We start from the raw sequence: 26,697 nt of genomic DNA on the forward strand, positions 1-26,697 counted from the left end.
GAGCGGGAGGCGGCAGTGGGGACTCACCCCGCGCAGGTGAGCGTGGAGCCGTGCCGGTGGACGGGGCGTTCAGAGCAGTTGGAGCTCACGGGCCCGCCGCACCGCTTCGCCGCGGCGGCTGGCGCAGAGCTTGCGGTAGATGCTCTTGAGGTGGGTCTTGACGGTGTTGACGGACAGACACAGGTCGGCGGCGATCTCCTCGGTCGACAGCATCTGCGCCGCACGCTCCAGGACGTCGTGCTCGCGGGGGCTGAGCGGTTCGACGACGAGGAGCGCCGTCGTCCCTCCCCGCTCCGCCAAGGACGCGCCGACGGGTGCGGGAGAGAGCCAGTCGTCCGCGTGGGTCGGTCGGCCCCGCAGGGTCCGGCGCAGCCACGGTCCGGCGTCGCGGAAGGGGCGGCACAGGTGCTCGGGGCGGGCGAGGCCGAGGGCGCGGACGGCCAGGCGCAGGGCTGCCGCCGCGTCTCCCAGGCAGTCGGCCGCCTCGGCCCGGGCCAGCAGTGCCCCCACGGTGACGGCGGGACCTGCGCCGGGCTCGGCGAGGAGGAGGTCGAGGGCGTCGGCCGCCCGCTCGCCCTCGCCACGGGCGATGTGGGCGCGGGCCGCGGCGACGGCGCATTCCCGGCTGCCGTCCAGGTCCGCGCCCAAGGCGTCCAGCGCGGCCTCGGGCCGTCCGAGTGCCAGGTGCGCGGTGGACACGGCCAGGGCCAGCCAGGAGGTCACCCAGGGCGAGCGCAGGCCCGCCGCCGAATGGTCGTCGGCTCCCGTGAGCACGTCCAGTGACGCCTGCGATTGCCCGGCCGCCAGCAGGAGCCGGGAGTGCAGAACGGTGAGGGCCGCGGCGATGACCGGATCTTCGCGGGCGCCGCAGGACGCTGCGGCGCGATCCAAGTCGGCGCGAGCGGCCCGGAGGTCGTCGTGATCGATGGCGACGCCGGCCAGGACCAGGTGGGCGGCTCCGCCACAGTGGGCCGGTGCCAGCCCGGCCCTCGCCGCTTGCGCAACGGCTTCCCGGGCGGTGGCCGCGGCCCTCCCGGGCCACCCGTGCAGGTAGTCGATCAGGGCGATCCCGCCCAGGGCCTCATGGCGGGGGAACGCTGTGCCGGGGCCGTCGGGGGTCCGCACCGCGGCGGCCAGCGTTCTCCTGGCGGCGTCGAGGTGCCCGGCCCACAGCTGTGCGGACCCGAGACCGGTCAGCAGAAGAGCAGAGAGTTCGGGGTGCCGGTCCAGTTCCTCGGAAGGCAGCTGCCGGGTCAGTCGCCCGGCGTCCGCCGCGGCCCCTTCGGCCATGTCCGCCGAACCGAGCAGCCTGGCCGCCTGCACCCGCAGGAACGCGCGGCCGAGTGCGACGGCGGGCCCGGCCTCCGCGTCGTCCACGAGGCGTTCCCCGGCCGGGCGCAGATGCGCGAGCCCGGCGGTGACGTCGTACCGGGCCAGGGCACGCGCCGCCCGCACCAGCTCGGGCGCCGCGCCCCGGGTGTCGTGGGGCATGCCCGCGAAGACCGCGTTCAGTTTGCCGGCGTCGAGGCCCGTGAACAGCTGTCCGAGTGCGAGGTGGTCGACAAGCCGCGTCGCGGCGAAGTCCCAGTCGGCCGCTGCGGCGGCGTGTGGCAGAGCGTCGGTGAGCTGCCCGGCCGCGCAGAGCCAACGTGCCGCCGTGCGGTGCAGTTCCCGTTCCAGCCCCGGGTTCCAGGACCGCAGGCGCACCCGCAGGATCTCCGCGAAGAGCGGGTGGTGCCGGTACCACGAGTGGCCGACCGCGGTGACGAACGCGTTCGACCGCTCCAGCGCGGCCAGGACGGCTTCGCCGTCCTCGCGGCCGGTCATGGCGTTCGCGAGGTCGGGGTGGGTCCGTTCCAGGATGCTGGTGCGCAGCAGCAGGTCCTGCGTCTTCGAGGGCTGTGTGGCCAGCACTTCGCCCAGCAGGAAATCGGCGACCGTACTGTGGCCCGCTTCGAATTCCCTCAGGTACGCGTCCGGGTCCGGCGCCCGCCGCATCGCCAGGGCGCACAGCCTGATCCCGGCTGCCCAGCCTTCCGTGCGCCCGCACAGCAGCCGTACCGCCTCGGCCGTCGGGTGCAGCCCGTGCCCGGCCAGCAAGGCGGCCGTTTCCTCCTGGGTGAAGGCGAGGTCGGCCCCGCGGACCTCGGCGATCTCGTCTGCGGCACGCCGCCGGTGGAGCGGCAGCAGCGGGTCCGTGCGGCTGATGAGAACGAGGCGCAGTACGGGGCCGGAATGCCGTAGGACGAATTCGACCTGGTCCGCGACCTCCGGGGACGACACCCTGTCGAACTCGTCGAGCACCAGGAGCACCGGACCGGTGAGTCCGCTCAGATACGCGGCAAGGCGTACGAGGAGCGACCGGTCGACCTCGTCGGCGCGCGCCGGGCTGCCCACGTCTTCGGTGAGGGCGGACCGGTGCTGGCACAGGCTCTGGAGGAAACAGGCCCAAAACGTGCCCGGGGCGTCGTCGCCGGACTCCAAGGTCAGCCACGCGGTGGGCCAGGGGACCGGATTCCGGGCGAGCCAGTCGGCGACGAGCAGGGTTTTGCCGGCTCCGGCCGGCCCGGTGACCAGGGTCAGGGGCCCGCGGACACCTTCGGTCAGCTGTGCCGCGAGGCGTGACCTGCGCACGAAACCGGGGGGTACCGAGGGAACCGCGAAGCGGCTGGACAGCATCGCGTCGCCGGACGGCAGCACCGGAAGCCGGGAACCGGAGAAGCAGGAGATTTCGGGTTCTTCACCCATGGCGATCACCGGGAGGAAGGCGGGCGCGGAGCGCCGCGCTCTGGGAGGTCCCCCTACGCCGACGTGTGAACCGGGTTGCGATGCATGCCTTTGCCGTCGATCTTACGTCGCATACCGGCAGCGCACACTCCGGGTCTCCCTTGCACGAGAATGGCGAAGAAATGCCTGATATCCGGCATTTCACCGCATCCTCCCGGCCTTCCCGTGATTGCATCCTCAGCGGGCTCCCGTCCGACGGTGGGCCGTGGAGGAGGCTGGATGTCCGGCTCGACCGAACGGCGCCCCGTGGGCACGGTCTTCCGCCGCCCCCGGCGCGCGATGCGCCGGGACCTCTCCCAGCTGGTGTGCGCGGTCCTCGGACTGGTGCTGGGGCTGCTGGTGCCACTGCTCCGCGCCGGGCCACAGGTCGACGCCGGCCGGGCGGCGACGCTGTTGTTCACCCTCGGGTTCGGCGTCATCAGCCTGGTCAGCATCATCTACTCCATGCTGTTCCTCGTCGTGCAGTTCTCGGCGAGCGCCTTCACCCCGCGGCTCGGCCTCTTCCGGGACGAGCCGATCGTCTGGCGGACCTTCGCCTTCACCGTCGGCGTGTTCGTCTTCAGCGTCGCCTCGGGCCTGTCCATCGGCGCCCGCACGAGCGTGTCGGCCGTGCTGCCGTGCGTCGCGATGGTGCTCACGCTGGTGGCCCTCACCCTGATGAGGACGCTCCAGATGAGGGCCTTCGACTCGATCCAGCTCGCGCACTCGCTGACCGCCATCACGCGTCGCGGGCACCGGCTCTTCGACGCCCTGTACGCGGACCCGTACGACCCCGCCCGCCCCGCCGCGCCCCCGGCCACCGCCGCCCCCGCGGCCGTCCCCATCCGCTGGACCGGGCCGGCGGTCGTGCTCCAGCAGGTGAACGTATCCGCGCTGGTCGCTCTGGCCGAGCGGCACGACTGCGCGATCCTGCTGCGTACCGCCCCGGGCCGGCCGCTGTCCCGCGACACGCTCCTCGCCGAGGTGACGGGCTCCGCCCCGGCCGCGCGGGAGGTGCGCGCCGCCCTGCTGACCGGAATCGAACGGACCTTCGAGCAGGACCCCGAACTGCCCCTCAGGCTGCTCGCCGACATCGCCCTGCGGGCCCTGTCCCCGGCGGTCAACGACCCCGCGACGGCGGTCGAGAGCATGGACCGTACGGAGGACCTGCTGGCCCGCCTCGCCGACCGGGAGCTGGCCATCGGCCGCTTCGACGACGCGTCGGGCCGGCTGCGGGTGACGGTCCCGGTGCCCGACTGGGAGCGGTACGTCCACACCGCCGTCGACGAGCTCGCCTTCGCCGCCGTCGGCTCGCCCATGGCGTTGAGCCGGCTGCGCGCCCTGCTCGCCGGGCTCTTGGAGCGGTGCCCCGAGGACCGCCGGGAGGTCGTACGGGACCGGCTGCGCCGGGTGGAGCGCACGGGCCGCGAGCGCTACCCGCTGATCTGGCCGGACGGCGGCGCTCCGCACACCGGGGGGCCGACGGACGAACGGAAAGGGAGCACGCCATGACGGAGTCACCGCCGCGGCCCGGCCCGCCCCCGGGCGCGGCCGAGCCCGAGGAGGCCGAGGTCCTGCGCAGCCTGCTCCGCGGCCCCGGCTACCTGAAGGCCCTCGTCCTCTCCGCCCTGATCGGCATCCCGGTCTCCCTCGCCGCGTTCTGGTTCCTGGTGGTCCTGCACGAGCTGGAGCACGTCCTGTGGGCCGACGTCCCGGAGGCGCTGGGCCTCGGCGCCCCGCCCTGGTGGTGGCCCTTCCCGCTGCTCGCCGTCGCCGGCGTGGTCGTCGGCCTCGTCGCGGCCCGGCTTACCGGAGCGGGCGGGCACGTCCCGGCGTCCGGCCTGCACACGGGCGGGGCCTCGGCGGCGGCGGTGCCGGGGGTGCTGCTCGCGGCGCTGTGCCTGCCGCTCGGCGCCGTCCTGGGTCCCGAGGCGCCGCTGATCGCGCTGGGCGGCGGCCTGGCGCTGGCCTTCCGCCGGCTCGTCCGGGCGTCGGACACTCCGCAGGGCCCGGTGCTGCTGGGCGCGGCCGGAGCGGCGGCGGCCGTCGCGGCGATCTTCGGGAACCCGCTGGTGGCCGCGGTGCTGCTGATCGAGGTGGCGGGGGTGGGCGGGCCCCGGCTGTTCGCGGTGATGCTTCCGGCTCTGCTCTCCAGCGGGGTCGGCTCCGTGGTGTTCACCGGGCTCGGGCGCTGGACCGGGCTGGCGACCGGCGACCTCTCCCTGCGGCTGTACGCCCCGTTCCCCCACCTGGACGTGCCCGACGTGTTCTGGGCCCTGCTCATCGGGGTGGCCCTGGCCGCCGTCCTGCACCCGGTGCTGGCGGGGGCCCGCCGGGTGGCCTCGTACGTCTCGGCGGGGATCCTCCCGCGAACGGTGCTGTGCGCCCTGGGCGCGGCCGTCTGCGCCGCGCTGTACGCCCTGGCCACCGGCCGTTCCCCGGTCGACGTGGCCTCCTCGGGGCAGGGGACGCTCGCCGCGCTGGCCGTCGATCCGCACGCCTGGGGCGCCGGCGCCCTGGTCGCCGTCCTGCTCTTCAAGGGCGCCGGCTACACGCTCTGCCTGGGCGCCCTGCGCGGCGGGCCGGTGTTCCCCGCGCTGTTCCTCGGCGCGGCGGCGGGCGTGCTGCTGGCGCCGCTGCCCGGGCTGGGCGTCGTCCCCGGGATGGCGGCGGGGATGGCGGCGGCGACGGCGGCGACGTTGCGGCTGCCGGTGAGCAGCGTGGTGCTCGTCGTGCTGCTGCTGGGCAGTGCCGCCATGATGCCGGTGGTGATCCTGGCGGCGGTCGCGGCCTTCGTCGTCACGGAGCTGCTGCCCGGGGCGAAGACCGCGTGAGGGACGGGGGACGGGGCCCCCGCCCGGCGGGGGCCAGACGGGCGCGGGGTCGTCCGCTCAGCACCTGAGGCCGGTCGAGGCCTGCGTGGTCGCCTGGTCGAGCGACTGGATCTGCGGCTGGAGCTTGGTGAGCGCGTCCTGGCCCGTGGTGTCACCGGGCAGGTCGTCGTACGCCTTGGTGAGGTTCTCGGCAGCCGTCTTGACCGCGTTGCGCTCTTGTTCCTTCATCTTGTCGAGGTTGTTCTTCACGCCCTCCCAGTCCTTCTTGATCGCGTCGGTGGTGCTCTTGACCTCGTCCTTCGTCGCCACTGCCGGGTTCAGTGCCTTGAGCTTGGCATTGTCGGCCTTGAGGGCGTTCAGGTCGGTGCAGAGGTCAGCGGCGGCCTGAGTGGCCTGCTCGGACGGTGAGCTGCTGTCGTCGGAACAGGCCGCGAGACCGAACGCCGCGCTGACGCAGAGCACGCCGATCACGGGGAAACGCTTCATGGAGAGGCCTTCCTCAAAGGGGGCATAACCGTGTGATCGATATCTATGACCACAGACGCCAAAATATGCACAGGAGTGACTTTCTGCATCCGCACTCTCACCGTTCGCAGGCGCGCGCCGGTTCCCGGGGACGGGCCGACCGCCGTCAGGCCGACGTCAGTTCCTCCGCCCTCAGGCGGCCGTCCCGTACCGCCTCGATCAGGGCCTGGTGGTCGCGCTCGTTCTGGTCGGCATAGGCTTCCGCGAAGCCCACCAGCGCCCGGTCGAAGGACTCGCCGCGGCCCAGGTAGGCGGCGATCGCGATCCGGTCGCCTGACCGCGCGTGGGCCCGGGCGAGGGTCATGCCGCAGAGTTCCCCGAAGGCACTGAGCTGTCCCGGGGACATCGTCTCCGGCATGGCGATCCCCTTCCAGTCGCGCAGCTGCCGGACGTAGAAGTCGCGCCGCCTGCCGTCGATCCCCTCCAACTGCTCCCACCCCAGGAAGATGTCGCTGGCAGCCTGCATGAGCCGCTGCCCCGCCACCACCCGTTCGCCCTGGTTGCGGTACCCGCTCGCGCCGACGTGCGCCGCGAGGACGGAGGCATCGGCCTCCTTGGCCTGCAGGAAGAGCGGATCGCGCCCGTCGCGGCCGAGCAGCAGCAGGATCCAGCAGCGGGTGCCGACGCTGCCGACACCGACCACCTTGCGGGCCATGTCAGCGAGCCGGTAGTCCGCCAGGAGCGCCCGCCGGTCGCTCGGCAGCGTCCGCCCGTAGCGGGTCATCAGCCGGCGCATGCGCTCTTCGAGTTCACCGCGCTCGACATCGGGCATGAGGTCGGCGATCGGCACCAGCAGCGGCGGGTCCGCCCGGATCATCCGCTGCCCGTCGACCAGTTCCGTGAGTTTCCCGAAGGCCTGCAAGGTGTCCCGGCCACGCGCCTTCGCCATGGCCCCGGCCAGCTTCTGCCGTCCTCGCGCGTCGAGCTGACCGGCGGTCAGGTCCTCAAGGCGGTCCGCGTCGATCTTCGCGTACCAGATGTCGAGGTTGCCCATGCCGGCGAAGCCGCGCATCGCCTCGCGGTACGCGCGGACGGCGGAACGCACGATGCCGGCCCGCTCGGAGTCGTCGAGGCCGTTCGCCCGGCCGGCGATGGCCAGACTCGCCGACAGCCGTTTGACGTCCCACTCCCAGGGCCCGGGCAGCGTCTCGTCGAAGTCGTTGATGTCGAACATCAGCCGCCGCTCGGGAGAGGCCAGCAGGCGGAAGTTCAACAGGTGCGCGTCCCCGCACAGCTGGACCGTGATCCCCGAGTCCGGGGAGCCGGCCAGGTCGGACGCCATGATCGCGGCAGCCCCCCGGTAGAAGCGGAACGGGGACTCCGCCATCCTCCCGTACCGGATCGGCACCAGCTCGCCGACCCGCGAAGCGGACTGCGCCTCCAGGATCGCCAAGGGGTCCGGCCGGCCCGGGGACGGCCGGTACGCCGCGTGCTGAGACCGCGGCGCACCGCGCCGGGCCTGCTTGCCGCGAGCCGCGCGTTCCTCGGGGGTGCTGTGGGGCACCGCGCGCATCGCGGTGGTGGAGACGTAGGCGGACATCGGTGCGCTCCTGCCTGGCCCTACGGCTCCCCGGACGGGGGTGGAGCCCCGCGTCCGGAAGACAGCCCGGCCTCCTCCACCGTAGGACCTGCTCCGGCGCCGCGCAGGGGGCGGCGCCCTCACCGCCCGCGTGGCGCACCCCGGGGAGCAGGCCCAGGATGGAAGGGGTGACAGCAGCGGTCCGGGTCCCATCCCGAGCCCCTCCGCCCACCGCCTCCCACGTCCTTCGTTCGGAAGGCGTCCGGCGTCGGGCGCCGTACTCCTCCGCGACCGATCAGGAGACAAGGCCATGCACTACCCGGTGCTCGATCTGGCAGAGGACTACGGCTTCCCCCTGCTGAACATCTTCTGGACCATGATGCTGTGCTTCCTGTGGGTGCTGTGGTTCATGCTGCTCTTCCGCGTCATCGGTGACATCTTCCGGGACGACGAACTGAACGGCTGGGGCAAGGCCCTGTGGACCTTCTTCGTCATCGTGCTGCCCTACCTGGGCGTCTTCGTCTACCTGATCGTCCGGGGACGCAGCATGGGCGAACGCGAGCTGAAGCGGGCCCAACGCCAGGAGCAGGCCTTCCGTTCCTACGTACGCGAGAGCGCCGGCCCCGCCGGCAGCGCCGACGAACTGGCGCGGCTGGCCGAGCTCAAGAACCGCGGCGACATCACCGCAGCCGAGTACGAGCAGGCCAAGGCCAAAGTCCTCGCCTCCTGAACACCGGGCGGTACGGGACCGGCATCCGGAACGGGATCAGGAACCACAGGAACGGGACGCGCCGCCATGGTGCTCGACCTCATCCTCATCGGCTTGGCCGTCACCCTCTTCCCGCTGCCGGTCATGGCCTTCGTCCTGGTGGTGTCCTCACCGCGCGGCGCGCTCAAGGGCCTGGTCTTCATCCTCGCCTGGCTGGCCTGCCTCGTGGCGGTCATGGCGGTCGTGCTCCTGCTCACCGGCGGCCAGCCGCCGCCGCCCCGCTCCCCGCCGTCCGTCGCGGCCCTCGTGGCCACGCTCGTCATCGGCGCCGGACTGGTCGTGTACGGCGAACGCCGCCGCCGCAGCCGTGCGGCAGCGGCGTCCCGTGAGGACGAGGCCCACGGGGACGATGTTGGTGAGGGCGAGGCCGGCTACTGGTCGGCGGCGGCCCTCGCCGTACTCCTCCAGCCCTGGGGGATGGTCGGCGCCGCGGCCGCCACCGTCGTCCAGGCCGACCTGTCCCACGGCACGTCCTTCGTGGCCCTGACGGCCTTCTGCGTCCTGGCCACTTCCACCCTGCTGGCCATGGAGCTCTTCATGGTCTTCCGGCCCGCCAGGGCCCAGCGCACGCTGAGGGCGCTGCGCAGGTGGCTGGAACGGAACAAGGAGCCGGCGATCATCCTCACCTGTCTGCTCCTGGGCCTGTGGCTCGTCGGCAGGAGCCTCTACCAGCTCACCGGCTGAAGATGAGCGATCCCCTCCGCGGCCCCAGAATTGAGGTGACGCGTGATGCGCTCCCTGTGCCGAATCCGAACGGATCGGAGAAACCCATGAAGGACCTCAAGCTGGAGCAGAAGCGCTCGCTGTCCCGCAGCGAAGCGGCCGACCAGCTCACCGCGCTCGCCGACGCGCTGCGGGAGGGCCCGGACGCCGAACTGGACCTCGGTACCGGGACGCTGAGCCTGCGGGTCGCCGACGAGCTCCGCTGCGAGGTGGAGGTCGAGATCGGTGACGGGGAGGTCGAGTTGGAGATCGAGTTCAAGTGGCCGACCGCAGCACGCCGGCCGACGTCCCCACGGGCGGCCACCGGCACCGGCACGGCCCCCGGAACCAACTCCGGTACCGCCGCGACGCGCAAGAGGGCGACGCCCAAGTCCGGCCGGAAGACCGCTGCCGACGCGAGCAAAAGCACCAAGCGTGCGGCCGCACCTACCTCCTGAGACGGCCGGGGCAGGACGCCGGCCCACGCTGAGCGGACCCGGCGCCTCCGCCGCTGCCTGACCATGGCCGCGTCCTCGAAACCGGCCCCCCGGAGCCAACTCTTCGAAGCCCCCACACACACGCGGGTGTTCCTGGGTGCGGTGCGCTGAATCGGGAACCTGAGCGTGCGCGCGTTCACCTGCCGCCGGATCCCGGCAGCCGTCGAGGCGTTCCGCGGCACGACAATGTCCTGTCAACTCTCTTTTCCGATCGGGGGCTCACACCGTGGTGCTTGCCGCGGTATTCGGAGTGGCACTGCTCATTGCGGTGCTGCACGTGTCTTTCCCCGCCCCGCCCTGCGCAGCGCCTGGAAGGCGGGCTCGTCCGGTTCCGGCTGCTGGGGGCCGAGCCGAAGCTCCAGCCGCTCCTCGCCGCGTTCTCGGCGGGAGCGGTACTGGCCTCCGTATCGCCCGAGTCCAAGCAGGCGTTCGAGCCGCTCGGCGAATCCCTCGTGGTTCGGGCCGAAGGGGTTCGCCTCGGTGGTATACGGGCTGCTGGTGCTCCAGTCCGGGATCCCGCAGGCCGAGGAGGCGTACACGCTGATCGCGGTGTGCATCGCTTTCCCGGTCATCGCCCACAGCAGTACCGACGTACCGGTCGCCCGCATGCTCCACGCCAACGACCTCGTCGGCATCCCGGACGCGGACGAGCCCGGCCCCCACACTCCCACCTAGGCGAACGGAACCGCCCATGCGCGCACGTGACCTGGCAGTCCGGTACGAGACCGTCACCGTCCGGACCGATGCCCTGGAGGCGGCCCGGCTCATGGCCGCGCACCGGCTGCCAGGACTCCTGGTCCTGGACGGGCTGGGCGCCCCGAAGGCGATCCTGCCCGCTTCCCAGATGATCCGGATGCTGGTGCCGGAGTACGTCATCGACGACCCCGCCCTGGCGGCGGTGATCGACGAGAGGCACGCCGACCGGCTGTGCGCCGCCCTGGCCGGACGCTCCGTCGGCGACTGTCTGCCGCCCAAGGCCCCGGCGCCGCCCGTGGCCGTGCCCGATGACACCGCGCTGGAGGTGGCCGCCCTCATGGCTCGGCAGCGCAGTCCGCTGGTCGCCGTCGTCGAGCGGCACAAGGACGGCACCACCGCCCTGCTCGGTGTGATCACCGCGGCGCACCTCCTGGACCGACTGCTCGACGTCAACCCGACCCCCTGACCCGACTGGAGCCCCGTGAGCGACTGGCACAGCTGGGCGGCGATCGCCGTCTTCGTCGGCACGTACGCCCTGATCATCAGCGAAAAGATCCACCGGGTCGCCGCCGCCCTGGGCGGCGCCGGCCTGATGCTCGCGATCGGGGCGACCGACGACGTCTCGGCGTTCCACTCCGAGGACTCCGGCATCGACTGGAACGTCATCTTCCTGCTCCTGGGCATGATGATGATCGTCGGTGTGCTGAAGAAGACCGGCATGTTCGAGTACCTGGCCATCTGGTCGGTCAAGAAGGCCAGGGCCCGGCCCTTCCGGGTCATGGCCATGCTCATCGTCATCACCGCGACGGCCTCGGCGCTCCTCGACAACGTCACCACCGTGCTGCTGGTCGCCCCGGTCACCCTGCTGGTGTGCGAGCGGCTGAACCTGCCCGCGGCGCCGTTCCTGATCGCCGAGGTGTTCGCGTCCAACATCGGTGGCGCCTCCACCCTCGTCGGTGACCCGCCGAACATCATCATCGCGAGTCGTGCGGGCCTGACCTTCAACGACTTCCTCGTGCACCTGGCTCCGCTCTGCGTGGTGCTGGTGGCGGTCCTGGTCGGCCTGTGCCGGTGGCTGTTCCGAAAGACCTTTGTCTACGACGAGGACCGCGCCGCGCCGAGATCATGGCACTGGAGGAGAAGGAGGCCATCCAGAATCCCCGCCTCCTCGTCCAGGGCCTGATCGTCCTGGCCCTGGTCATCGCCGGTTTCGTCCTCCACCCTGTCCTGCACTACGAGCCCAGCATCGTCGCCCTCCTCGGTGCGGGTCTTCTCGTCGCGATCTCCACCGTGGAGACCGAGGTCCTGGCCGAGGTCGAGTGGCCGACGTTGGCCTTCTTCGCGGGCTTGTTCATCATGATCGGCGGCCTCATCGACACCGGTGTCATCGAGACCGTCTCCGACGCGCTCGCCGGCGCCATCGGCGGCCGGGAGCTGGGCGGTTCCATGCTGATGCTCGGCGCCTCCACCGTGCTGTCCGGGGTCGTCGACAACATCCCCTACGTCGCCACCATGGCCCCCATCACCAGCGACCTCGTCAAGTCCATGGGCGGCGCCGGGGATCACGTCATGTGGTGGGCCCTCGCCCTCGGCGCCGACCTCGGAGGCAACGCCACCGCCATCGGCGCCTCCGCCAACGTCGTCGTACTCGGCATCGCAGAGCGCAACCGCCAGCCGATCACCTTCTGGCAGTTCACGAAGTACGGCCTCGTCGTCACGGCCACCACCACGGCCATCGCGGCCCGCTACATCTGGCTCCGCTACTTCGCCCTCGCATGAGCCGCCTGGCTCAAGGAACCGCTCGGGCCGCGCCACGGCCGGAAGGGCCTTCGTCACGGCCTTGAGGGCGGCCCCGGGGTACGTACTCGTCCCCGTCCGAGCAGATCGGCCAGGCCCCGGCGGGTGGCAGCGAGCACCACGCGGTCCTGGGGCCTGAGGACGTAGCCGGGGTGCAGGTCCCAGACGAGGGCGGGCTGCTGCGCGGCGTCGTCGCCGGGGGCGGTGGCGAGGTCCGGGCGGCGGTTGCCCGGGGCCGCGGTGTCCAGGGCGATCACCCGCCATGCGCCGGGCCGGAAGGACTCGGTGACGGTGCGCCCCTCCAGCTCCGGATGCCCGGCCACCTCGACGGCCGCGAACAGCAGGACGCGGCGTTCCACCGGGATGGCGCCGAGGATCTGGCGGCCCATCATCGCGCCGGCGAAGGCGGGAGCGGCGAGGTGGGTGACGCTGCGGCTGCGGGTGAGGGCGCCCGGGTGGGCGGCACGCAGCGTGCGGTAGACGGCGGTGGCGAAGCCGTCGTCGTACAGCCGCATCACGACCCGCACCTCGGGCTTGACCGAGCGCGCGTACAGGGCGGCTTCCAGGTTGGTGGTGTCGGAGCTGGTCATGGCCAGCAGGGAGTGGGCGCGGTGGATGCGGGCCGCCTCCAGTACGCCCTCGTCGGTGACGTCCCCGATGACGACCGGGACGTGCAGCCGGCGGGCGAGCGCGACGCCACGGGCCTCGGGGTCCGACTCGACGCACACGACGGGGATGTCGAGCTCCCGCAGCCGGGCCAGCACGCGCGCTCCGATCTTGCCCAGCCCGAGCAGGACGACGTGCCCGGACAGCCGGCGCGGCGGCCGGCGCAGAGCGGTGGCCGTGCGGAACGCTCCGAGGCCTTCGAGCGCCGCCGCCACGAGGACCGGCAGGAGCAGCAGTCCGACGAAGCCGGCCAGGATCTGCAGGACCTTGCGCTCCGGCGGCTCTCCCAAGGCCGGGTCGTTGATCGCGAAGATGTCGAGCAGCGTGATGTAGGCGGCATGCAGGGGATGGTCGCCGGTGGTCACCCACGCACCGACCGCCAGAGCCGCGACGGCGGCCACGATCCCGGCGAGGGACCAGTTCAGCCGACGGGAGAACAACGAGGAGAGCGGGAAGGACACCGGAGCCAGACCTCTCCCCCGCTGGCCCGGTCTTTCGTACGCCACCGCTTCGAGCGCCACGATGCCGCGCCCGGTGGCGGCCGTCACGGCGCGGTCGTCGGGCAGGAGCTGTGGGCCGCGGTCTCCGCTCAGCTCCGATCCCTCGCTTCCCGCCGGGTCGCCCGTGGTCGCCGACAGCAGGGCCAGGGTGCACAGACCGGGGTCGGCCACCTCGCCCCGCCCGGGCGGAGTCCGCTCCACCGCGCGCAGGATCAGACCGTCCGCCTGGACCACCTTGCTGGTGCCTGCGATCGCCGAGGCCGCGAGGGCCGGCGCCGCCGTGTCGGCGTCGGAGAGGACCGTGGTCGAGGAGTCCAGCTCTCGCTGGTCGATGCCGGGTTCGGCGACCATGGCGGCCTGGTCGAGGAGTTCTTCCAGGTGCTGGCCGAGCTTGCGGTTGTAGAGCCGGATCACCAGACGCAGCCTGGGATTCAGCCGACGCGCCACCAGGGCCGCCCGTACGTTCCTCTCGTCGTCCTCGTAGACGAGGGCCAGCGCGGCGGCCTCCGCCACCCCGGCCGCGGCCAGCACCTCCTCGTCCGGCTCGGCGGCGTCCAGCAGTCGCAGCTGGTCGTCGTCGGGGCGCGGCCCGGCCTGTGAGCGCCCCCGCGCGACGGGCACGCGTCCGAGGAGACCCTGGCGAAGGCCCGTTCGCCGCGCCGCGCCCGGTTCCGGCTCGCGGGTCACGGGGGCAACGAGGGTCACCCGCTCCCCGTACACGTCGCGGAGTTCGACGGCCAGTCGGCGGGCGAGGCCGTCGTCGCCGCAGACGACCATCCGGCCTGCGGCGTCGGGGCGTTGGGGGTACACAGGTAGGGGGGACACTGCCACAGGATGCCGTGTGGTGATCCACTTCCGGCACCCTACGTCCCAACCGAAGGAAGATGCCCACCGCCTCGTCCGACCATCCAGGGGGCGAGCAGGCCAGGCGTGGCACCGGACCTGACCTGGCTGCCCACCGCAGGAGATGGGCACGACAGTGCCCGCCGAACGCGGGGTGGCGGAATCCACTCGCGCCCGAACCAGCGCCGGCCAGCTCCTGGGTGCGTGGCGGCGCGGCAAGGAAGAGGTTTCCTCAGGCGGCGCTACCGTTACGAGGGTGACAGGAAGCAATGCCGACCGGCTATGGTCCGAATCCATGCCGACGGCCTACGAGCAGCACCTCGTGCCGGTGGTCTTCCGGCCCTTCGCCGAGGACCTGGCCGCCCGGGCACTGGCCCTCCACCCTCGGCGAATCTTGGAACTCGCCGCAGGTACTGGCGTGTTGACAGCGGACCTGCTCGCAGCGGCACCCTCGGCCGAGGTGACGGCCACCGACCTGAACGAGGCCATGGTCTCTTTCGGGTCGGCCCGGGCCCCGGGCGCGGTGTGGCGGCAGGCCGACGCGCAGCGGCTGCCGTTCCCGGACGGAAGCTTCGACCTGGTGGTCTGCCAGTTCGGTGTGATGTTCTTTCCCGATCGTGTCGGGGCCTTCGCCGAGGTTCGGCGAGTACTGGCCCCGGGCGGCCGGTTCCTGTTCAACACCTGGGGCCCGCTCGCGACGCATGCCTTCGAAGTCGCCCTGCAGGCCGGGCTGGAGCGCGCCTTTCCGGTCGACCCGCCCCGGTTCTTCCAGACGGTTCCGCACGGCTACGCCGACCCCAGCGTCGTGGCCGCCGACCTGGCGGCCGCCGGGCTCGTGGTCGAGGACGAGCAGGAGCTGACCCTTCAGGGCCGGGCCGCCTCGACCGCCGACCTCGCCATCGGTTACCTCACCGGGACCCCGGTGCACGCCGCCGTTGAGGAGCGCAGCGACGGACCGGCCGTCCGGGCCACCGTCATCGAGGAGATGACGGCCCGGCTGGGCCCGGGACCGGTTACCGCCCCCATGACGGCGTACGTCTTCCGCGCCGCGGCCTGAACGCAGGACGCGCCCGCACAGAGGACTGCGTATCCGTGAGGCGCGCCGGGCTTCGTGCGCCTCTGGTGTGCGGTCAAGGACTCGTCGAGCTTCGTGCGGGGGATCTGAGGTACCTCACTCGGGGCTCCGGAGGGCGCCGTGGGCGGTGCGTACATAGTCCGGGGGGCAACTGTGTGGGTGCGGGCCATATCCGGCTGACCTGGGGGTTTCTACCGTGTGGCGACACCCAGTCGTCCCCGTCCCCGTTCGGAAGTGGTACCTATGGCCGCCTCTGCCACACACTCATCAACGCCCGGTTCCCTCAAGCGCGTCGTCGCCGCGAGCCTCATCGGGACCACCATCGAGTGGTATGACTTCTTTCTCTACGGCTCCGCCGCCGCGCTCGTGTTCAACACGCTGTTCTTTCCGACCAGTGACCCCCTCGTCGGTACGCTGCTCGCCTTCCTCACCTACGCCGTCGGTTTCGCCGCGCGGCCGCTGGGCGGGATCGTCTTCGGGCACTTCGGGGATCGGATCGGGCGCAAGCGGCTGCTGGTGCTCAGTCTGCTGATGATGGGCGGGGCCACGTTCGCCATCGGGCTGTTGCCGACGCACGCGAGCGTCGGGGTCGGGGCGCCCGTCATGCTGACCGTGCTGCGGCTGGTGCAGGGGTTCGCGCTGGGCGGGGAGTGGGGCGGGGCCGTGCTGCTGGTCGCCGAGCACGGGGACGACCGCAACCGGGGGTTCTGGGCCTCGTGGCCGCAGGCCGGGGCGCCCGGCGGGAACATGCTGGCCACCGGGGTGCTCGCGCTGCTCGCCGCCGTCCAGTCCGACGAGGCGTTCCTCGCCTGGGGCTGGCGGGTCCCGTTCCTGCTGTCCGGGGTGCTGGTGGTGATCGGGCTGTGGATCCGGGTGTCGGTCTCCGAGTCGCCCGCGTTCCTGGAGGCGCGGGCCCGGGCCGACGCGGCGCGGGCCGCGGGGGCGCAGGAGCGGCCGCCGGTGGTCGAGGTGCTCCGCACCGGGTGGCGGGGCGTGCTGACGGCCATCGGGGTCCGGCTCGGCGAGAACGTCTCGTACTACATCCTCACCGCCTTCCTCCTGGTCTACGTCACCGCGCACCTGCACCTGCCGAAGTCCGACGCCCTGAACGCCGTGCTGATCGGCTCGGCGGTGCACTTCGTGGCGATACCGCTGTGGGGCGCCCTGTCCGACCGGATCGGCCGGCGCGCGGTGACGCTGGTGGGGTCGGTCGGCATGGCGGGCTGGGCGTTCGCCTTCTTCGCCCTGCTCGACTCCCGTTCCTTCCCGGTGATCGCCGTCGCGGTGACCGCCGGACTGCTGCTGCACGGGGCGATGTACGGCCCCCAGGCGGCTTTCATCACCGAGATGTTCGACACCCGGGTGCGGTACTCGGGCGCCTCGATGGGGTCGCAGCTCGCCTCCCTCGTCGGCGGGGCGCTGGCCCCGATCGTCGCCGTCGAACTGCTCAAGGACTACGCCTCCTCCGTCCCGGTCTCCCTCTACCTGTGCGCGGCGGCCCTGGTGACGACCGTGACCGTGGTGTTCGCCCGGGAGACGCGCGGCCGCAGCCTCAAGGAGTACGAGTCCGGGCCGGCCGCCGCCCCGGTCCCCGTCCGGCGCTGACGGCCCCCGTACGGGCGCCCGTAAGCTCACCCCCGTGACAGACGGCGTCGGCGCGGGAGCCGGTCTCAGGGAACTGCTCGGCCTGCTCGCGCGGGGCGCGCCGGCCGAGGACTTCGCCCGGCCGGCTGCGGCGGCGCGCACCGCCGGAGCGCCCGCCGCGGAGGTCGCGGCGCTGGAGGAGGCCGCGCGGGTGGCGCTGGAGGTCCACCGGACGCTGCTGCGCCACCGCACCCGTGAGGCGGAGCTGACCGCGCTGTTCGACACGGCGGGCGACCTCGCGGCGCTGCGGGACCTCGACGCGGTCCTGCGGGCCATCACCCACCGGGCCCGGCAGTTGCTGCACACCGATGTCGCGTACCTCTCCCTCAACGACGAGGCGGCCGGCGATACGTTCATGCGGGTCACCGAGGGTTCGGTGTCGGCCGCCTTCCAGCAGCTGCGGCTCGGGATGGGCGAGGGACTGGGCGGTCTGGTCGCGCAGACCGCCCGCCCGTACGCGACCCGCGACTACCAGGGCGACCCGCGCTTCCAGCACACGCACCCCATCGACAGCGCGGTGGCCGAGGAGGACCTGCACGCGATCCTGGGGGTGCCGCTGCGGCTGGGCGCCCGGGTGATCGGGGTGCTGTTCGCCGCCGACCGGCGCTCGCGGGCGTTCTCGGCGCGCGAGGTGGCGCTGTTGTCGTCGCTGGCCGACCACGCGGCGATCGCCATCGACGGGGCGCGGCTGCTGGAGGAGACACGGCGGGCGCTGGCCGAGCTGAACGCCGCCTCGCGCACGATCCAGGAGAACAGCGACGCCCTGCGCCGGGCGGAGGAGGCGCACGACCGGCTGACCGGCCTCGTCCTGCGCGGCGGGGACATCACCGAGGTGGCGGCGGCCATCGGCACGCTCCTCGACGGCGGCACGCTGATCCACGACGCGGACGGCGTGGAGCTGGCCCGCGTACGGTCGGACCCGCTGCCGCCGCCCGCCCGGGCGGTGGCCGCGTCACGGAGCAGCGGGCGGGCGGTGCCGCGGGAGGGGACGTGGGTGTGCGCGGTGCTCGCCGGGCCGGAACTCCTGGGCAGCGTCACCCTGACCGGACGGGCCGCGCTGGACGACGCGGGCCGGCGCCTGTTCGAGCGGGCCGCGACGGTGACGGCGCTGCTGCTGCTCCTGCGCCGGCAGGTCGCGGAGACCGAGGACCGGATACGCGGGGAGCTGCTGGGCGACCTGCTCAGCCCGTCGGCGGATCCCGCGGGTCTGGCCGTACGCGCCCGGCGGCTCGGCGTCGATCTCGGGCTGCCGCACGCCCTGTTCGTCCTGCACGCCGAGGGCGCCCCGCGCCCGCGGCTGCTCGCGGCGGCGGCGCACGAGGCCCGCGAGCGGGGCGGCCTGGCGGGGGTGCACCACGACCACGCGGTGCTGCTGGCCCCCTCGCACTCCCCCGGCACGGACGCGGCCGCTCTGGCCGTGGCGCTCGGCCGGGCGGTGGGCGGTCCGGTCACGGTCGGCGCGGCGGGCGCCGAGGGCGGTCCGGCCGCGCTGCCCGCCGCGCACGCGGAGGCCCTGCGCTGTCTGTCGGCGCTGCGCGCCCTGGGGCGGGACGGGGACGGCGGCACGCTCGCGGAGCTCGGGTTCCTCGGGTTGCTGCTGGGCGACCGGGCGGACCTGCCCGCGTACGTCCGGGACACGCTCGGACCGCTGCTGGAGTACGACGAGCGGCGCGGCAGCGACCTCGTACGCACGCTGCGGGTCTACTTCGCCTCGGGCATGAGCCAGGCCAGGGCGAAGGACGCCCTGCACGTCCATGTGAACACGGTGGTGCAGCGGCTGGAGCGCATCGGCCGTCTGCTGGGCCCCGACTGGCAGGCGCCGGACCGGGCGCTGGAGCTCCAGCTGGCCCTGCGCCTGCACCAGGCGACCGTGGAGACCGTTGACAGGGGTTCCCGCCGAGTCCATGATTCCACTAGTTGACTAGTGGAATCGTGGAAAGGAGCGCTGCTGTGCGAGGCATGACCACTTCCGGCGCGGCGGAGGGCCGGTGGGCCCTGGAGGCGCGCGGGCTCGGCAGGAAGTACGGCCGGCGCTGGGCCCTGGAGGACTGCTCCTTCCGTATCCCGACGGGCCGCATCGCCGCCCTCGTCGGACCCAACGGCGCCGGGAAGAGCACCCTGCTGAACCTGGCGACCCGGCTGACCGAACCCTCGGCCGGCGAGCTGCGGATCTTCGGCGCCCCCGCCCACACGCCCGGCACCATGGCCCGCTGGGCCTACGTCGGCCAGGACAAGCCCCTGTTCAAGCGGTTCACCGTGGAGCAGACCCTGCGGATGGGCCGGGAACTCAACCCGGCCTGGGACCAGGAGACGGCCGAGCGGATCATCCGGGCGGGACAGGTGCCGATGCGGGCCAGGACCGACCAGCTGTCGGGTGGGCAGCGCACCCGCGTGGCCCTCGCGCTCGCCTTCGGCAAGCGGCCCGAACTGCTGCTGCTGGACGAGCCGATGTCCGATCTGGACCCCGTCGCGCGGGACGAGATCGGCGCGCTGCTGCTCTCCGAGGCCGCCGAACGCGGCACGACCGTGCTGATGTCCTCCCACCTGCTGAGCGAGGTCGAGGACATGTGCGACTATCTGCTCGTCCTCGCCGACGGCCGCGTCCGCATGGCCGGCGAGGCCGACGAACTGGTCCCCATGCACACGCTGGTCACCGGCGTGACCACCGAGGGCGGTGGCCTGCCCGCCGCCCTGGACACCCACACCGTGATCGAAGTACGCGCCTCCGGACGGCACTTCACCGCCATGGTCCGGCGCCAAGGACCGCTGGAGGGCGCGTGGCAGCTCGCCGAGCCCAGCATGGAGGAGGTGCTGCTCGCCTACCTCCGCTCCCCCGGGGCGCCCGCGCTGCTCTCCCCGACCGCCGTCCCCGGCCACCGAGAGGAGTCCGCCGCGTGAACACGCTCACCCGTGACGCCCCCGGCAGCGCCACCGCCGCCCCGGCCCGCCGACTGCGCGGACTCGCCTGGCTCATGGCCCGCCAGCACCGTACGGCCCTCCTCGCCTGCGGCGCTGCCCTCGTCCTCGGCACGGCCTGGATGGCGTACCAGCGCGGCGCGATGCTGGACGCGCTGCACGGCGCGGGCTGGCCCGGCAGGCCCGTCCCCGACGTCAACGGCAACGTGATCAACAAGGTCGTCAACGACCTCAACTCGGCCGGCAGTTCGCTGGCCTTCCTGCCGGTGCTGCTGGGCGTCTTCCTCGGCGCGCCGCTCATATCCGCCGACCAGGAGAGCGGGACCGCACGGCTCGTCACCACCCAGTCGGTCTCCCGTACCCGCTGGCTGGCCTGGAAGCTGGGCTTCGCCCTGGCCCTCGCCGCGGTGACCACGGGCGTCCTCGGCCTCGTGTACGCCTGGTGGTGGCACTCCGCCGGGCCGTTCGCCCCCACGGACTGGCTGAACGACCCGGTGTTCGAGGTCACGGGACCCGTCGGGGTTGCCACGGCCCTGTTCACCACCTCCCTCGGAATCCTGGCCGGCGCGCTGCTGCGCCGCACCGTGGCGTCCATGGCCTGCACCTTCCTGGTCTCCGGGTTCGTCCTGATCGCGGCGCAGGAGTTCCGGACCTGGCTCGCCGCCCCGCAGCGGCTCGCCTACCCCTTCGAGGGGACCCGGCCGGCCCTGCTCGACCGGTCGGTCGTGGTCGACGAGTGGGTGGGCACCGCGTCCGGGAAGCTCTACGGCTGGGGCACCTGCGTGCACGACAGCGCGCCGGAGGGCTGCCGGAAGGCACTCGGCATCGTCGACTCCGTCGCGGACTACTACGTCGAGGACCAGATGGCGGGCATGCAGTGGGCCGCCGCCGCGCTCTTCGCGGCCCTCGCCGCCCTGCTCGTCGGCGCGCTGCTGTGGCGGGCCCGGCAGCGCGCGCTGTAGGCGGCGTGAGCTCGCCGCGCGGGCGGCGTTAGCATGCCCAGCCCCTAGGCTGAATCCCCCCGACAATCCCCCGGACAAGATCAAGGAGGCGGGCACCGTGGTCGTGTTTCGCATCGAACGCCGCGGCGGCATGCCCGCCTACCTCCAGATCGTCCACCAGGTGGAGCAGGCGCTCCGGATGGGGGCCCTGGACGAGGGGGACAAGCTGCCCACGGCGGCGCAGGTCGCCGCCACCACCAAGGTGAACCCGAACACCACCCTCAAGGCGTACCGGGAGCTGGAGCGGCTGGGGCTGGTGGAGGTCCGGCAGGGCTCCGGCACCTTCATCACCCGCTCGCTGGCCACCCCGCAGACGGCGCCGGAGTCCCCGCTGCGGAGCCGGCTCGGGGAGTGGCTGCGGGAGGCCCGCGAGCAGGGGCTGACCGCCGATGACGTGAGGACCCTGTTCGACACGGTCCTCGGCGAGACCTACCCCCAGCCCTCCGGCCCGCACCACCCGGCCGGGGCGTCGCCGGTGCCTTCGCCCGGACGGTAGGGCGCCGTCCCGTACCCCGGGCGGGCGGTCGGCCGGTGGCCCGCCGCGGCGACGGGCCGCCGACCTGCCGGGGGCGCCGCCGCGCGCGACCATGGGGACATGGAGGGCATGCGGGCGTCCCTGAGCGGGATCAGCGCCCCCGGACGGGTCGCGGAGAGCGGCGAGGACATCGGGGCGGAGGAGCTCGCGCTCGCCGCCCGCAACCACGCACTGCCGCTGGAAGCCCTGCGCTACGAGGTCACGCCGGCCGGGCTGCACTACGTACTCGTCCACTACGACATCCCCGTCGTCGACCCCGGAAGCTGGCGGCTGGCCGTCGGCGGCCTGGTCCAGCGGCCGCTCACGCTGGGCCTCGCGGATCTGCGGGCCCTGCCCGCGGTCACGCGCCGGGTCACGATGGAGTGCGCCGGCAACGGCCGGGCCCGGCTGATGCCCCGGCCGGTCAGCCAGCCGTGGCTGGTCGAGGCGGTGGGCACGGCCGACTGGACGGGGGTGCCGCTGCGGACCGTGCTCGCCGAGGCCGGGGTCCGGGCGGAGGCCGTCGAGGCGGTGTTCACCGGCGCCGACCACGGGGTGGAGCGCGGAGTCGAGCAGGACTACGCGCGCAGCCTGCCGGTGGCCGTCGCCACCGGTGCCGGGCCCGAGGTGCTCCTCGCCTACGCCATGAACGGCGGCCCGCTGCCGCCGCAGCACGGGTTCCCGCTGCGCCTGGTGGTTCCGGGCTGGTACGGGATGGCGCACGTGAAGTGGCTGCGGGACGTCACGCTGACCGGCGTCCCCTTCGACGGCTTCCAGCAGGCGGTGGCCTACCGTTACCGGCTCACCCCCGAGGACCCCGGCGATCCGGTGACGCTGATCGCGCCGCGCGCCCTGATGGTTCCACCGGGTTTCCCGGACTTCATGTCGCGGATACGCGTGGTGCGCCCGGGGGCCCTGGCGCTGGAGGGGCGTGCCTGGTCGGGTCACGGGCCGGTGGTCCGTGTAGAGGTGAGCGGCGACGACGGCCGGACGTGGACCGATGCCGAGGTGGCGGCGCGGGCGCCGGGCGCCCTGTTCTCGCAGGCTTGGCAGGCCTGGCACGGCACCTGGACGGCGACCCCGGGCCGCCATGTCCTCGCGGCCCGGGCCACGGACGCGACGGGCCGCGTCCAGCCGCTCGAACAGGCCTGGAACCGCGGCGGTTTCGGCAACAACGCGGTCCAGCGGGTCCCCGTCCTGTGCCGCGGCTGAGCGCGCCGCACCGGCCCGAGCCGGCGTCCGCGCTCAGACCCCGGGACCGTCGAGCATCCAGGCGGAGTCGTGCGCGGTGAAGCCGACGCGCGGGTAGTACGCACGGGCCTGCGGGGCGGCGAGGAGGATGATCGTGGCCTGCGGAGCGGCCTCCCCGGTCACGCGGATCAGGTCGCGGCCCACCCCCTGCCCCTGATGGGCGGCGTCGACGGCGAGGTCGCTGAGGTAGGTCGCGTAGGCGCCGTCGGTGACCGAGCGGGCGATGCCGATGAGCCGGCCCTCCTCGTCGCGGGCGGTGACGACCAGGTTGGCGCCGGACAGCATGCGGGCGAAGCGCTCCACGTCGTCGACGGGGCGGCGCTCGGCGAGCGTGGAGGCGCGGTAGAGGCCGAGTACCTCCGCCACGTCGAGGTCGGATCCGACGACGCGTTCACAGGACCACATGCGGTGCCACTCTCCTCGGGGCGAAGGCCGGCCGGGGCACGCCGGCTTTCGGCCATGATCGCACGCGTCGACCCCCGCCCCCCGGCGGTGCTCCGGACCGTCAGAGCAGCCGGGCCATCCCCACCGACGCGGGGGCCGTCTCCTCGAAGCCGTACTTCGCGTAGAGGTGGCGGGCGTCGCCGTCGGCTATGAGCGATACGTACGTGCCCTCGGGCGCGCGCCGTTCCAGTTCGGCGGTGAGCGCCGCCATGACCAGCTTGCCGAGGCCCCTGCCCTGGTGCTCGGGGAGCACGCAGATGTCGACGACCTGGAGGAAGCACCCACCGTCGCCGATGATCCGGCCCATGCCGACCGTGCCGGCGTCGGCGTGTTCGACGGTGACGCCGTACCAGGAGTTCGGCAGTCCGATCGCGGCGCCCTCCGCCGTCTTGGCCCCGAGGCCGCTCTCGCCGCGCAGCCGCCGGTAGGTGGGGGCGTCCGGGATGCCGGGCCGGACCTCGTAGCCGGCGGTGTCGTGCCCGATGGTCATGTGCTCGCCTCGCGTTCGCCTGGGTGCCTGGTCTGGACGGGGTCCACGGTCCCTGTGAGGTTCTCACGCGGCACTGACAACCGGCCCTAGCCGACGGGGTCCAGGAGTTCGGGACCGTTGTTGCGGACGCTGTTGACCGCCGTGCCGACGGCACGGACCTCCAGGCGGCCGTCGGCCGGGGTCGCCAGCAGGGCGCGCAGGTCGTGCGGGTCCTGGTGCGCGGGGTCGAGCCAGGCGTCGTAATCGGCGGGGGCGAGGGCCAGGGGCATGCGGGGGTGGACGCGGCCGGCGGCGTCGGTGGCTTCGGTGGTGATCACGGTGCAGGTGGCCCACCAGGCGGCCGGGTCGTCGGGGTCCGTGACCGAGGGGTCGCGCCAGAACTCGTACAGACCCGCCATCGCCATCACCGAGCCGTCCTCGGGGCTGATGAAGTACGGCTGCTTGTACGCCTTGGCGGTGGGGGTGGCGGGGACCGGCTGCCATTCGTAGAAGCCGTCGGCCGGGAGCAGGCAGCGGCGCTTGGCGTAGGCACGGCGGTAGGCCGGCTTCTCCGCGACCGTCTCGACGCGGGCGTTGATCATCCTCGCTCCGCCGCCCGGGTCCTTCGACCAGGACGGGACCAGCCCCCAGCGCAAGGCCCGCAACTGCCGCTCGACGGCCCCGCTGTCCCGGTCGGCGCGCTCCAGTACGGCCCACACGGAATCCGTCGGGGCGACGTTCCAGCTGGGCGGGAGCAGCGGGCCGGGGCTCGGGCCGTCGACCCGGAACAGACCGGCGAGGTCTTCGGGGCTACGGGAGGACGCGTATCGACCGCACATGACCCCAGCCTGCCATGAGGGGGGTGGGGAAGGAGGTGCCACCACTCCTCGCCACTCTCAACTTATAGCGCACAGGGGGTCTTGCGGCAAGGCCCCCATGGTCGGGCAGAATCGCGGGCCGAGGTCGGAAGCTGCTGGAATGGGTGATTCACGAAGTGTGTGCTTACTTGTCGGTCGACGGAACTCCACTCGACGGAAGCATGGCCGACGCAAGCACGGCCGACGCAACCACCGTCGACGGAACCGCGGACCGTCCGGCCACGAGCGCGTTCGAGCTTCCCGGCCGCCTCTCCGCCAAGGCCGACCCCGCGCTGATCGGCCGCGACGAACGGCACTTCGCGGCCATCGCGCAGAGCCTGGAACAGACCATCGCCGAGCTGTCCGGCCGCCTTGAGGCCACGCGCCGGGCCCCCGGCGGCATCGGCCGGGAGGCGATGGACCGGGACGCGGAGATCCACCGCCTGACCGCCCGCCTGCGCACGCTGCGGCGCTTCGGGCTGGACCTCTGCCTGGGACACGTCGTCCCCGCCGACGATCCCGAGCCCGTGTACGTCGGCCGCCTGGGCCTCACCGACAGCACGGGGCGCCGGCTCCTGCTCGACTGGCGTTCCCCGGCCGCCGAGCCGTTCTTCGCGGCGACCCACGCCCGCCCCATGGGCCTGGCGAGCCGCCGCAGGTACCGCTGGAGCGGCGGCCGGATCAGCGATTACTGGGACGAGGTGTTCACCGCCGACGGGCTGGAGGGGCACGCGGCGCTCGACGACCAGTCGGCCTTCATCGCGAGCCTGGGCGCGAACCGTTCGGCCCGTATGCGCGACGTGCTCGCCACCATCCAGGCCGACCAGGACGCGATCATCCGCGCCGGCTCGCGCGGCTCCCTCGTCGTGGACGGCGGCCCGGGAACGGGCAAGACCGTGGTCGCCCTGCACCGCGCCGCCCACCTCCTCTACTCCGACCCCCGGCTCGGTCACCGGCGCGGCGGCGTGCTGTTCGTCGGCCCCCACCAGCCCTACCTGGCCTACGTCGAGGACGTCCTGCCCAGCCTCGGCGAGGAGGGCGTACAGACCTGCACCCTGCGCGACCTGGTGGCCGAGGGCGCCACGGCGGTGGCCGAGGCCGACCCGCGCGTGGCCCGGCTGAAGTCCTCCGCCGAGCTGGTGGGGGCGATCGAGGCGGCCGTCGCCCTGTACGAGGAGCCGCCCACCGAGGGGATGACCCTCACGACCCACTGGTCCGACCTCTGGCTGGGCCCGGACGACTGGGCGGCCGCGTTCGAGGCGGTGGAACCGGGAACCCCGCACAACGAGGCGCGCGACCAGGTCCTGGAGGAGCTGTTGACCATCCTGACGGACCGGGACGACGGCGAAGCCCCCGCCCACCTGCTGCGCAGGGCGCTGCTGCGCGACCGGGAGCTGATCGGGACCCTCGACCGGGCCTGGCCCATGCTGGAGGCGACCGACCTCGTGGGAGACCTGTGGTCGATGCCCGCCTACCTGCGCCGGTGCGCTCCCTGGCTCGGGCCCGACGACGTCCGCGCGCTCCAGCGCGCGGACGCCCAGGCCTGGACGGTGTCCGACCTGCCGTTCCTGGACGCGGCGCGCCAGCGGCTCGGTGACGCGGAGGCGTCCGTGCGCAAGCGGAGGCAGGAGGCGGCCGTCGCCGCCGAGCGGGCGCGCCGGGCCGACGTCATCGACAGCCTGCTCCAGAACGTCGTGATCGACGAGAGCGAGGGCGCGATGGGGATGCTGCGCGGCCGGGACCTACAGGACTCCCTGGTCGACGACGGCGCTCTGCCGGGGGCCGAACCGGACCTCCTGGCCGGGCCCTTCGCGCACGTCATCGTGGACGAGGCGCAGGAACTGACGGACGCCGAGTGGCAGATGCTGCTGCTGCGCTGCCCGTCGCGGAGCTTCACCGTCGTCGGGGACCGCGCCCAGGCCCGGCACGGGTTCGCGGAGTCGTGGGAGGAACGGCTCGGACGGGTCGGCCTGGACCGGATCACCGTGGCCTCCCTGAGCGTCAACTACCGTACGCCGCTGGAGGTGATGGCGGAGGCCGAGCCGGCCATCCGCGCCGCGCGCCCCGACGCCAACGTGCCCACGTCCGTCCGCAGCAGCGGCGTCCCCGTCACGCACGGCCGCGTCGCCGACCTGGACTCCGTCCTCGACACCTGGCTCGCCGGCCATCCCGAGGGCATCGCCTGCGTCATCGGCGCACCGGCGTTCCGGGACACGGCCCGGGTCCGGTCGCTGACACCCCGGCTGTCCAAGGGACTGGAGTTCGACCTGGTCGTCCTCGTCGACCCACAGGACTTCGGCGAGGGCGTCGAGGGGGCCGTCGACCGCTACGTCGCGATGACGCGCGCGACGCAGCGGCTCGTCGTCCTCACCAGCCGCTAGGCGTCGGCGACACGACACGCTTTACCTGGGT

Annotated in this window: 21 protein-coding genes and 2 pseudogenes; 16 read left to right on the forward strand and 7 right to left on the reverse strand. The window is 73.2% G+C overall.

Going from position 1 to position 26,697, the window contains the following annotated elements; genetic code table 11:
- Nucleotides 1-69: 69 nt before the first annotated feature.
- Nucleotides 70-2,748: a winged helix-turn-helix domain-containing protein gene (locus ACZ6ZT_RS11870; RefSeq protein ID WP_469718125.1), complete on the reverse strand. Its 2,679-nt coding sequence runs from the start codon at nucleotides 2,746-2,748 to the stop codon at nucleotides 70-72.
- Between the two features lie 258 nt (nucleotides 2,749-3,006).
- Between ACZ6ZT_RS11870 and ACZ6ZT_RS11875 the strand changes: the two genes are divergently transcribed.
- The gene (locus ACZ6ZT_RS11875) at nucleotides 3,007-4,278 is read left to right on the forward strand and encodes a DUF2254 family protein (protein ID WP_469718127.1); all 1,272 of its coding nucleotides are present in this window, start codon (nucleotides 3,007-3,009) and stop codon (nucleotides 4,276-4,278) included.
- On the forward strand, nucleotides 4,275-5,600 hold the full coding sequence (locus ACZ6ZT_RS11880; RefSeq protein WP_469718130.1) for a chloride channel protein: 1,326 nt from the start codon (nucleotides 4,275-4,277) through the stop codon (nucleotides 5,598-5,600). Before ACZ6ZT_RS11875 ends, ACZ6ZT_RS11880 begins: the two co-directional genes overlap by 4 nt.
- A 57-nt stretch (nucleotides 5,601-5,657) precedes the next feature.
- On the opposite strand, the gene ACZ6ZT_RS11885 is transcribed toward ACZ6ZT_RS11880, so the two are convergent.
- Both ACZ6ZT_RS11885 and ACZ6ZT_RS11890 read right to left on the reverse strand, forming a co-directional pair.
- The gene (locus tag ACZ6ZT_RS11885) at nucleotides 5,658-6,086 is read right to left on the reverse strand and encodes a hypothetical protein (protein WP_469718134.1); all 429 of its coding nucleotides are present in this window, start codon (nucleotides 6,084-6,086) and stop codon (nucleotides 5,658-5,660) included.
- 145 nt (nucleotides 6,087-6,231) lie between these two features.
- The gene (locus ACZ6ZT_RS11890; protein WP_469718138.1) at nucleotides 6,232-7,665 is read right to left on the reverse strand and encodes a DUF2252 domain-containing protein; all 1,434 of its coding nucleotides are present in this window, start codon (nucleotides 7,663-7,665) and stop codon (nucleotides 6,232-6,234) included.
- 289 nt (nucleotides 7,666-7,954) lie between these two features.
- Between ACZ6ZT_RS11890 and ACZ6ZT_RS11895 the strand changes: the two genes are divergently transcribed.
- The 6 genes and pseudogenes from ACZ6ZT_RS11895 (at nucleotide 7,955) to ACZ6ZT_RS11920 (ending at nucleotide 12,087) form a co-directional block, all read left to right on the forward strand.
- Nucleotides 7,955-8,374 (forward strand): SHOCT domain-containing protein, encoded by a 420-nt coding sequence (locus ACZ6ZT_RS11895; protein ID WP_469718140.1) that lies wholly within the window; start codon nucleotides 7,955-7,957, stop codon nucleotides 8,372-8,374.
- A gap of 66 nt (nucleotides 8,375-8,440) precedes the next feature.
- Nucleotides 8,441-9,097, forward strand: coding sequence for a GAP family protein (locus tag ACZ6ZT_RS11900; RefSeq protein ID WP_469718142.1), 657 nt, complete (start codon nucleotides 8,441-8,443; stop codon nucleotides 9,095-9,097).
- A gap of 86 nt (nucleotides 9,098-9,183) precedes the next feature.
- A complete protein-coding gene (locus tag ACZ6ZT_RS11905) occupies nucleotides 9,184-9,573 on the forward strand; it encodes an amphi-Trp domain-containing protein (RefSeq protein ID WP_469718146.1) in 390 nt (129 codons plus the stop codon).
- A gap of 356 nt (nucleotides 9,574-9,929) precedes the next feature.
- Nucleotides 9,930-10,287: pseudogene (locus ACZ6ZT_RS11910) on the forward strand (cation:proton antiporter); the annotation flags it as partial.
- A gap of 16 nt (nucleotides 10,288-10,303) precedes the next feature.
- Complete coding sequence (locus ACZ6ZT_RS11915; RefSeq protein ID WP_469718149.1) at nucleotides 10,304-10,774, forward strand: CBS domain-containing protein; 471 nt, start codon at nucleotides 10,304-10,306, stop codon at nucleotides 10,772-10,774.
- A 15-nt stretch (nucleotides 10,775-10,789) separates the two neighbouring features.
- Nucleotides 10,790-12,087, forward strand: a pseudogene (locus ACZ6ZT_RS11920) (ArsB/NhaD family transporter).
- A gap of 53 nt (nucleotides 12,088-12,140) precedes the next feature.
- Here ACZ6ZT_RS11920 and ACZ6ZT_RS11925 read toward each other — a convergent pair.
- Nucleotides 12,141-14,048: a potassium channel family protein gene (locus ACZ6ZT_RS11925; RefSeq protein WP_469718305.1), complete on the reverse strand. Its 1,908-nt coding sequence runs from the start codon at nucleotides 14,046-14,048 to the stop codon at nucleotides 12,141-12,143.
- Between the two features lie 361 nt (nucleotides 14,049-14,409).
- Between ACZ6ZT_RS11925 and ACZ6ZT_RS11930 the strand changes: the two genes are divergently transcribed.
- The 7 genes from ACZ6ZT_RS11930 to ACZ6ZT_RS11960 all read left to right on the forward strand — a co-directional run bounded on the left by ACZ6ZT_RS11930 (nucleotide 14,410) and on the right by ACZ6ZT_RS11960 (nucleotide 22,476).
- Nucleotides 14,410-15,171: a class I SAM-dependent methyltransferase gene (locus ACZ6ZT_RS11930; protein WP_469718152.1), complete on the forward strand. Its 762-nt coding sequence runs from the start codon at nucleotides 14,410-14,412 to the stop codon at nucleotides 15,169-15,171.
- 261 nt (nucleotides 15,172-15,432) lie between these two features.
- On the forward strand, nucleotides 15,433-16,794 hold the full coding sequence (locus ACZ6ZT_RS11935; protein WP_469718156.1) for an MFS transporter: 1,362 nt from the start codon (nucleotides 15,433-15,435) through the stop codon (nucleotides 16,792-16,794).
- 34 nt (nucleotides 16,795-16,828) lie between these two features.
- Nucleotides 16,829-18,754 (forward strand): helix-turn-helix domain-containing protein, encoded by a 1,926-nt coding sequence (locus ACZ6ZT_RS11940; RefSeq protein WP_469718160.1) that lies wholly within the window; start codon nucleotides 16,829-16,831, stop codon nucleotides 18,752-18,754.
- A 38-nt stretch (nucleotides 18,755-18,792) separates the two neighbouring features.
- On the forward strand, nucleotides 18,793-19,731 hold the full coding sequence (locus tag ACZ6ZT_RS11945; RefSeq protein ID WP_469718164.1) for an ABC transporter ATP-binding protein: 939 nt from the start codon (nucleotides 18,793-18,795) through the stop codon (nucleotides 19,729-19,731).
- Nucleotides 19,728-20,711 (forward strand): ABC transporter permease, encoded by a 984-nt coding sequence (locus tag ACZ6ZT_RS11950; protein ID WP_469718169.1) that lies wholly within the window; start codon nucleotides 19,728-19,730, stop codon nucleotides 20,709-20,711. Before ACZ6ZT_RS11945 ends, ACZ6ZT_RS11950 begins: the two co-directional genes overlap by 4 nt.
- A 130-nt stretch (nucleotides 20,712-20,841) precedes the next feature.
- Complete coding sequence (locus ACZ6ZT_RS11955; RefSeq protein WP_469718309.1) at nucleotides 20,842-21,246, forward strand: GntR family transcriptional regulator; 405 nt, start codon at nucleotides 20,842-20,844, stop codon at nucleotides 21,244-21,246.
- A 108-nt stretch (nucleotides 21,247-21,354) separates the two neighbouring features.
- Nucleotides 21,355-22,476, forward strand: a complete 1,122-nt coding sequence (locus ACZ6ZT_RS11960; RefSeq protein ID WP_469718312.1) for a sulfite oxidase — start codon at nucleotides 21,355-21,357, stop codon at nucleotides 22,474-22,476.
- Nucleotides 22,477-22,509: 33 nt separating this feature from the next.
- Here ACZ6ZT_RS11960 and ACZ6ZT_RS11965 read toward each other — a convergent pair whose 3' ends face one another.
- From ACZ6ZT_RS11965 to ACZ6ZT_RS11975, 3 genes are all read right to left on the reverse strand, one after another.
- Nucleotides 22,510-22,920, reverse strand: coding sequence for a GNAT family N-acetyltransferase (locus tag ACZ6ZT_RS11965; RefSeq protein WP_469718172.1), 411 nt, complete (start codon nucleotides 22,918-22,920; stop codon nucleotides 22,510-22,512).
- Between the two features lie 100 nt (nucleotides 22,921-23,020).
- Nucleotides 23,021-23,449, reverse strand: coding sequence for a GNAT family N-acetyltransferase (locus ACZ6ZT_RS11970; protein WP_469718177.1), 429 nt, complete (start codon nucleotides 23,447-23,449; stop codon nucleotides 23,021-23,023).
- Nucleotides 23,450-23,535: 86 nt separating this feature from the next.
- Nucleotides 23,536-24,267, reverse strand: coding sequence for an SOS response-associated peptidase (locus ACZ6ZT_RS11975; RefSeq protein ID WP_469718181.1), 732 nt, complete (start codon nucleotides 24,265-24,267; stop codon nucleotides 23,536-23,538).
- 200 nt (nucleotides 24,268-24,467) lie between these two features.
- Between ACZ6ZT_RS11975 and helR the strand changes: the two genes are divergently transcribed.
- Nucleotides 24,468-26,666, forward strand: coding sequence for an RNA polymerase recycling motor ATPase HelR (helR, locus tag ACZ6ZT_RS11980; protein ID WP_469718184.1), 2,199 nt, complete (start codon nucleotides 24,468-24,470; stop codon nucleotides 26,664-26,666).
- The last annotated feature ends 31 nt before the right edge of the window (nucleotides 26,667-26,697 follow it).

It is taken from the genome of Streptomyces sp. NPDC102258 (assembly GCF_055584685.1).

What these genes read in the sequence shown, in the direction of transcription:
- ACZ6ZT_RS11960 (WP_469718312.1), top strand. Translation starts at nt 21,355, where the DNA reads ATGCGGGCGTCCCTGAGCGGGATCAGCGCCCCCGGACGGGTCGCGGAG.
- ACZ6ZT_RS11975 (WP_469718181.1), bottom strand. Translation starts at nt 24,267, where the DNA reads ATGTGCGGTCGATACGCGTCCTCCCGTAGCCCCGAAGACCTCGCCGGT.
- ACZ6ZT_RS11930 (WP_469718152.1), top strand. Translation starts at nt 14,410, where the DNA reads ATGCCGACGGCCTACGAGCAGCACCTCGTGCCGGTGGTCTTCCGGCCC.
- ACZ6ZT_RS11890 (WP_469718138.1), bottom strand. Translation starts at nt 7,665, where the DNA reads ATGTCCGCCTACGTCTCCACCACCGCGATGCGCGCGGTGCCCCACAGC.
- ACZ6ZT_RS11925 (WP_469718305.1), bottom strand. Translation starts at nt 14,048, where the DNA reads ATGGTCGTCTGCGGCGACGACGGCCTCGCCCGCCGACTGGCCGTCGAA.
- ACZ6ZT_RS11955 (WP_469718309.1), top strand. Translation starts at nt 20,842, where the DNA reads ATGCCCGCCTACCTCCAGATCGTCCACCAGGTGGAGCAGGCGCTCCGG.
- ACZ6ZT_RS11945 (WP_469718164.1), top strand. Translation starts at nt 18,793, where the DNA reads ATGACCACTTCCGGCGCGGCGGAGGGCCGGTGGGCCCTGGAGGCGCGC.
- ACZ6ZT_RS11875 (WP_469718127.1), top strand. Translation starts at nt 3,007, where the DNA reads ATGTCCGGCTCGACCGAACGGCGCCCCGTGGGCACGGTCTTCCGCCGC.
- ACZ6ZT_RS11880 (WP_469718130.1), top strand. Translation starts at nt 4,275, where the DNA reads ATGACGGAGTCACCGCCGCGGCCCGGCCCGCCCCCGGGCGCGGCCGAG.
- helR (WP_469718184.1), top strand. Translation starts at nt 24,468, where the DNA reads ATGGCCGACGCAAGCACGGCCGACGCAACCACCGTCGACGGAACCGCG.
- ACZ6ZT_RS11885 (WP_469718134.1), bottom strand. Translation starts at nt 6,086, where the DNA reads ATGAAGCGTTTCCCCGTGATCGGCGTGCTCTGCGTCAGCGCGGCGTTC.
- ACZ6ZT_RS11905 (WP_469718146.1), top strand. Translation starts at nt 9,184, where the DNA reads ATGAAGGACCTCAAGCTGGAGCAGAAGCGCTCGCTGTCCCGCAGCGAA.
- ACZ6ZT_RS11970 (WP_469718177.1), bottom strand. Translation starts at nt 23,449, where the DNA reads ATGACCATCGGGCACGACACCGCCGGCTACGAGGTCCGGCCCGGCATC.
- ACZ6ZT_RS11965 (WP_469718172.1), bottom strand. Translation starts at nt 22,920, where the DNA reads ATGTGGTCCTGTGAACGCGTCGTCGGATCCGACCTCGACGTGGCGGAG.
- ACZ6ZT_RS11895 (WP_469718140.1), top strand. Translation starts at nt 7,955, where the DNA reads ATGCACTACCCGGTGCTCGATCTGGCAGAGGACTACGGCTTCCCCCTG.
- ACZ6ZT_RS11900 (WP_469718142.1), top strand. Translation starts at nt 8,441, where the DNA reads ATGGTGCTCGACCTCATCCTCATCGGCTTGGCCGTCACCCTCTTCCCG.
- ACZ6ZT_RS11915 (WP_469718149.1), top strand. Translation starts at nt 10,304, where the DNA reads ATGCGCGCACGTGACCTGGCAGTCCGGTACGAGACCGTCACCGTCCGG.
- ACZ6ZT_RS11935 (WP_469718156.1), top strand. Translation starts at nt 15,433, where the DNA reads ATGGCCGCCTCTGCCACACACTCATCAACGCCCGGTTCCCTCAAGCGC.
- ACZ6ZT_RS11870 (WP_469718125.1), bottom strand. Translation starts at nt 2,748, where the DNA reads ATGGGTGAAGAACCCGAAATCTCCTGCTTCTCCGGTTCCCGGCTTCCG.